Raw genomic sequence first — 4,777 nt, forward strand, 5'->3', positions numbered from 1 at the left:
CAAAGATACAACTCTAAATCCCTCAGAGATGAGTAAAAAACAAACCCGAGTCGATCGGCACCGAGGCCGGGCACCAGCTGCTCTCGAACTTCCGGGACCTCGCCGAGCGCTTCAACCACGCGCACCGCCACGGCCGCGGACGCGCCCCCGCGGCACCGCGGCCCCGCACCCGGCCCGACCGCACTCCGCTCCCGGCCACCCGCCAACTGACCGTGCTGACCCGGGAGATCGACACCCGGTGGGACGCCGAAACCGTCTTCGACCGGCTCTTCCGCATCGGCAGCCACCCGTTCTGGCTGGACAGCAGCCTCCCCGGCGGGCGGCTCGGCCAGGTCTCCGTGATGGGCGACGCCTCCGGCCCGCTCGCCCGGGTGGCGAGCGCGGACGTCTCCCGGGGGACCGTCACGGTGACGGCCGAGGGCGGCACGCGGGTGCTGGAGGACGAGTTCCTGCACTGGCTCGACGCGGACCTCCGCTCGCTGCGCGTGGAGGTGCCCGAGCTGCCGTTCGACTTCGCGCTCGGCTGGGTCGGCTGCCTCGGCTACGAGCTCAAGGCCGAGTGCGGCGGCGACCGTGCCCACCGTTCGCCCGACCCGGACGCCGTCATGGTGTTCGCCGACCGGGCGGTCGTCCTCGACCACCGCACCGGTGCCGCCCACCTGCTCGCCCTGGCCGAGGACGGCCGGGAGGGGCCCGCCAGGGCCTGGCTGCGGGACACCGCCGCCCGGCTCACCGGCCCCGCACCGCGCACCGACCCGCCGGCCCACAACCCGCCCGGTGAGTCGGCCCACCTCCGGCTGCGCCACCCCCGTGAGGCCTACCTCCAGCTCATCGACGCCTGCCAGGACGAGATCGGGGCAGGCGAGACCTACGAGGTCTGCCTCACCAACATGATCGACGCCCCGGCCGCGTTCGACCCCTGGCAGGCCTACCGGGCCCTCCGGCGGATCAGCCCCGCACCGTTCGCCGCCTTCCTCGACTTCGGCGGGCTGTCCGTGCTCAGCTCCTCCCCCGAGCGCTTCCTGCGGATCGGGCCGGACGGGGTGATGGAGTCCAAGCCCATCAAGGGCACCCGCCCGCGCGGCGCCACCCCGCAGGAGGACACCCTGCTCGTCGCCGACCTGGCGACCAGCGAGAAGGACCGGGCCGAGAACCTCATGGTCGTCGACCTCGTCCGGCACGATCTCGGACGGTGCGCCGAGACCGGATCCGTCGTCGCCGACCCGCTCTTCGACGTCGAGACGTACACCACCGTCCACCAGCTGGTCAGCACCGTACGGGCTCGGCTGCGCCCCGGGTACAGCGCGGTCGACGGCGTCCGGTCGGCCTTCCCGGGCGGCTCGATGACGGGCACGCCCAAGATCCGCACCATGCAGATCATCGACCGCCTGGAAGGCGGCCCGCGCGGCATCTACTCGGGCGCGATCGGCTACCTCTCGCTGACCGGCGCCGCCGATCTGAGCATCGTCATCCGCACCGCCGTGGTGAGCGAGGGGCGGCTGCGCTACGGGGTGGGCGGCGCGATCATCGCCCTCTCCGACGCCGAGGCCGAGTTCGACGAGACGGTGGTGAAGGCCCGCCCGCTGCTGGCGCTGCTGGACACCACGGTCCCCGAGCAGGTCCCGGCCGTTCCCCGCGCCGCATCGCGCCGGCTCTAGCCTCTAGGGCTTTCCCGGCGGGCCGGGGCCGAGGATGACAGCGCAGCCCGCACCGACCCCGGGAGTGAAGGTGTCCGTCCACAGCGATGACTACACGATCGATCCGGCCTCCGGGGCCCCCGGAGCGCTGGGCGGTCACACCCTGCCCGGGGTGTTCGCGGCGGCCGTACGGCGCGACCCCGACGCCGTGGCACTGGTCGACGGCGATCGCGAGCTGACCTGGCGTCAGTGGCGGGCGGAAGTGGCGTCGCTGGCCCGGGCGCTCCAGGAGCTGGGTGTGGGCCCGGGTGAGGTGGTCGCGGTCCAGCTGCCGAACTGCTGGGAGTACCAGACCGCTCACCTGGCCGTCGCCGCCGTCGGCGCGGTCATGCTGCCGGTGCACGCCGGGTACGGCGCCGCCGACGTGCGGGCACTGCTGGGCCGGGTGGACCCGGTGGCGGCCGTGTTCGCGCCGGAGGCGGTGGCCACCGCCCGCGAGCTGCCGGCGGCCGTACCGTCCCTGCGGGCTGTGCTGGTCGCGGGGGATCCGGACGGACTGCCGCCCGGGGTCCACGCCCTGGCCAGGACGATGGCCGACCACGCGGGCCGGGAGCCGCACCCGGTCGAGGTCGTACCGGAGCAGCCGCTGGTCCTTCTCCCCTCCTCCGGCACCACCTCGGCGCGGCCCAAGATCTGCCTGCACAGCCACGACGGACTGCTCTCCAACACCGCCCCCGTCGCCGAGGAAGGCGGCGCGGCCTTCGCCGACGCGATCCTGACGGCCTGCCCGCTCACCCACCTGTTCGGCCTGCAGTCCCTGCACACCGCGCTGTTCCGGGCCTGCCGGCAGGTCCTGCTGCGCGGCTGGGACCCCGAGCGCTTCCTCGCGCTGGCCCGGCGCACCGCCCCCAGCGCGGTGTTCGCCGTCCCGGCGCAGCTGCACGACATCGTCGGTGCGCTGGCCCGCACCGGACAGCCCGCCGGATTCCGGCCGCACCAGGTGCGCACCGCCGGGGCGGCGATCCCCGCCGCGCTGGCCGCGGACGTGCGGGCGGCGCTCGGCGGCGAGCTGGTCGTGGTGTGGGGCATGTCCGAACTGGGCACCGGCACCCGCACCTCCCCGGCCGACCCGGACGGGGCCGCGGTGCGCAGCGTGGGCCGGCCGACCAACGGGGCGCGCGTGCGGATCATCGGCGAGGACGGGCGCGAACTGCCCCCGGGCGCACCGGGCGACCTCCAGTACCGCAGCCCGAGCATGTTCCGCGGATACCACCGGGATCCCGAGCTGACCCGCGCGGCGATCACGCCGGACGGCTGGCTGCGCACGGGCGACCGGGCGACCCTCGGGGAGGACGGGCTGCTGCGCTTCCACGGGCGTGCGGCGGAGCTGATCAACGTGGGCGGGCGGAAGTTCGACGCGACCGAGGTCCAGGAGCTCCTGGCGGCGATGCCGGGCATCGGCCCGCTCGCCGTCGTCGGGCGGGCGGACGCGCGGCTCGGCGAGATCCCGTGCCTGGTGCTCACCCGTGCGGCGGACCCGGCGATCGGGCTGCGGGCCGTGACCGGTTTCCTCCGTGAGCGGGAGGTCGCCGAGTACAAGGTGCCGCTGGAACTGGTGACCGTCGACGACCTCCCGCGCACCCCGGCCGGGAAGCTGCACCGACGGTCGCTGGAGGAGCTGGTGGCCCAGGAGGCGTCCGTCCCCGGTCCGTCCGCGCTCGACTACCGCGACGCGCTGGACCTCGTGCGCTCGTGCGCGGCCGAGGTCATGGAGCGGGGCCCGGACGACGAGGCGATCGGCGCCGACACGGCGTTCCGCGCGTACGGGCTGGACTCGGTGCGCACCATCCGGCTGCGCAACCTGCTGGCGGAGGAGACCGGCCGTCCGCTGCCGGTGAGCCTCGGCTTCGACCACCCCACCCCGGCCGCCGTCGCGTCCCTGTTGTCGGGCGCGGCGCCGGACCGACCGGACGAGGGCCCGTACGACGCCTCCGACGAGCCGGTCGCGATCGTCGGCATGGCGTGCCGCCTGCCGGGTGGGGTCTCCTCCCCCGACGACCTCTGGACGCTCGTCGCCGACGGCACCCACACCGACTCCGCGTTCCCCGCCGACCGCGGGTGGGACCTCGACGGCCTCTTCCACGACGACCCCGAGCAGCCCGGGACGTCCTACGTCCGCCGGGGCGGATTCCTGGACGGCGCAGGACGGTTCGACGCCGCCTTCTTCGGCTTCTCCCCGCGCGAGGCCCTGGCCGCCGACCCGCAGCAGCGACTGCTCCTGGAGACCGCCTGGGAGGCGCTGGAGCACGCCGGCATCGACCCGACCGGGCTGCGCGGAAGCCGCACCGGCGTCTTCACCGGCGCGATGTACCACGACTACGGTGCCGGCGCCCCTGCGGAGTTGGAGGGACTCCTCGGGATCGGCACCGCCGGCAGCGCGCTCGCCGGGCGGATCTCGTACTGCTTCGGCCTGGAGGGCCCGGCGCTCACCGTCGACACCGCGTGCTCCTCCTCGCTCGTCGCCCTCCACCTCGCCTGCCGCTCGTTGCGCTCGGGCGAGTCCTCGCTCGCCCTGGCGGGCGGCGTCGCGGTGATGGCCACGCCGGGGTCGTTCGTCGAGTTCTCCCGGCTGCGCGGCCTGGCCCCCGACGGCCGTTGCAAGTCCTTCTCGGACGACGCCGACGGCGCCGCGTGGGCCGAGGGCGCGGGCCTGCTCGTCCTGGAGCGGCTGAGCGACGCGCGGCGCAACGGGCACCCGGTGCTCGCCGTCGTCCGCGGTTCGGCCGTCAACCAGGACGGCGCCTCGAACGGCATCACCGCGCCCAACGGCCCCGCGCAGCAGCGCGTGATCCGCCGCGCACTGGCCGACGCGGGGCTCGCCCCCGGCGACGTCGACGCCGTCGAGGCCCACGGCACCGGGACCTCGCTCGGCGACCCGATCGAGGCGCAGGCGCTGCTCGCCGTGCACGGCGGCGCACGCCCGGCGGACCGCCCGCTGTGGCTCGGGTCCGTCAAGTCGAACATCGGGCACGCCCAGGCGGCGGCCGGAGTGGCCGGCGTGATCAAGACGGTGCAGGCGCTGCGGCACGGTCTGCTGCCGCGGACCCTGCACGTCACCGAGCCGACCACCCGGGTGGACC

General features: G+C 75.1%; 1 protein-coding gene and 1 pseudogene (1 of these 2 cut by a window edge). Both read left to right on the plus strand.

Going from position 1 to position 4,777, the window contains the following annotated elements; all coding sequences use genetic code 11:
* Positions 1-1,658 (plus strand): annotated as a pseudogene (pabB, locus tag ACFVWU_RS33605) (aminodeoxychorismate synthase component I) (it extends 529 nt beyond the left edge of the window).
* A gap of 34 nt (positions 1,659-1,692) precedes the next feature.
* A partial coding sequence (locus ACFVWU_RS33610) for a beta-ketoacyl synthase N-terminal-like domain-containing protein (RefSeq protein ID WP_387627869.1) occupies positions 1,693-4,777 on the plus strand: 3,085 nt, incomplete at its 3' end.

Source organism: Kitasatospora sp. NPDC058190, assembly GCF_042883685.1.
Taxonomy (GTDB): domain Bacteria; phylum Actinomycetota; class Actinomycetes; order Streptomycetales; family Streptomycetaceae; genus Kitasatospora.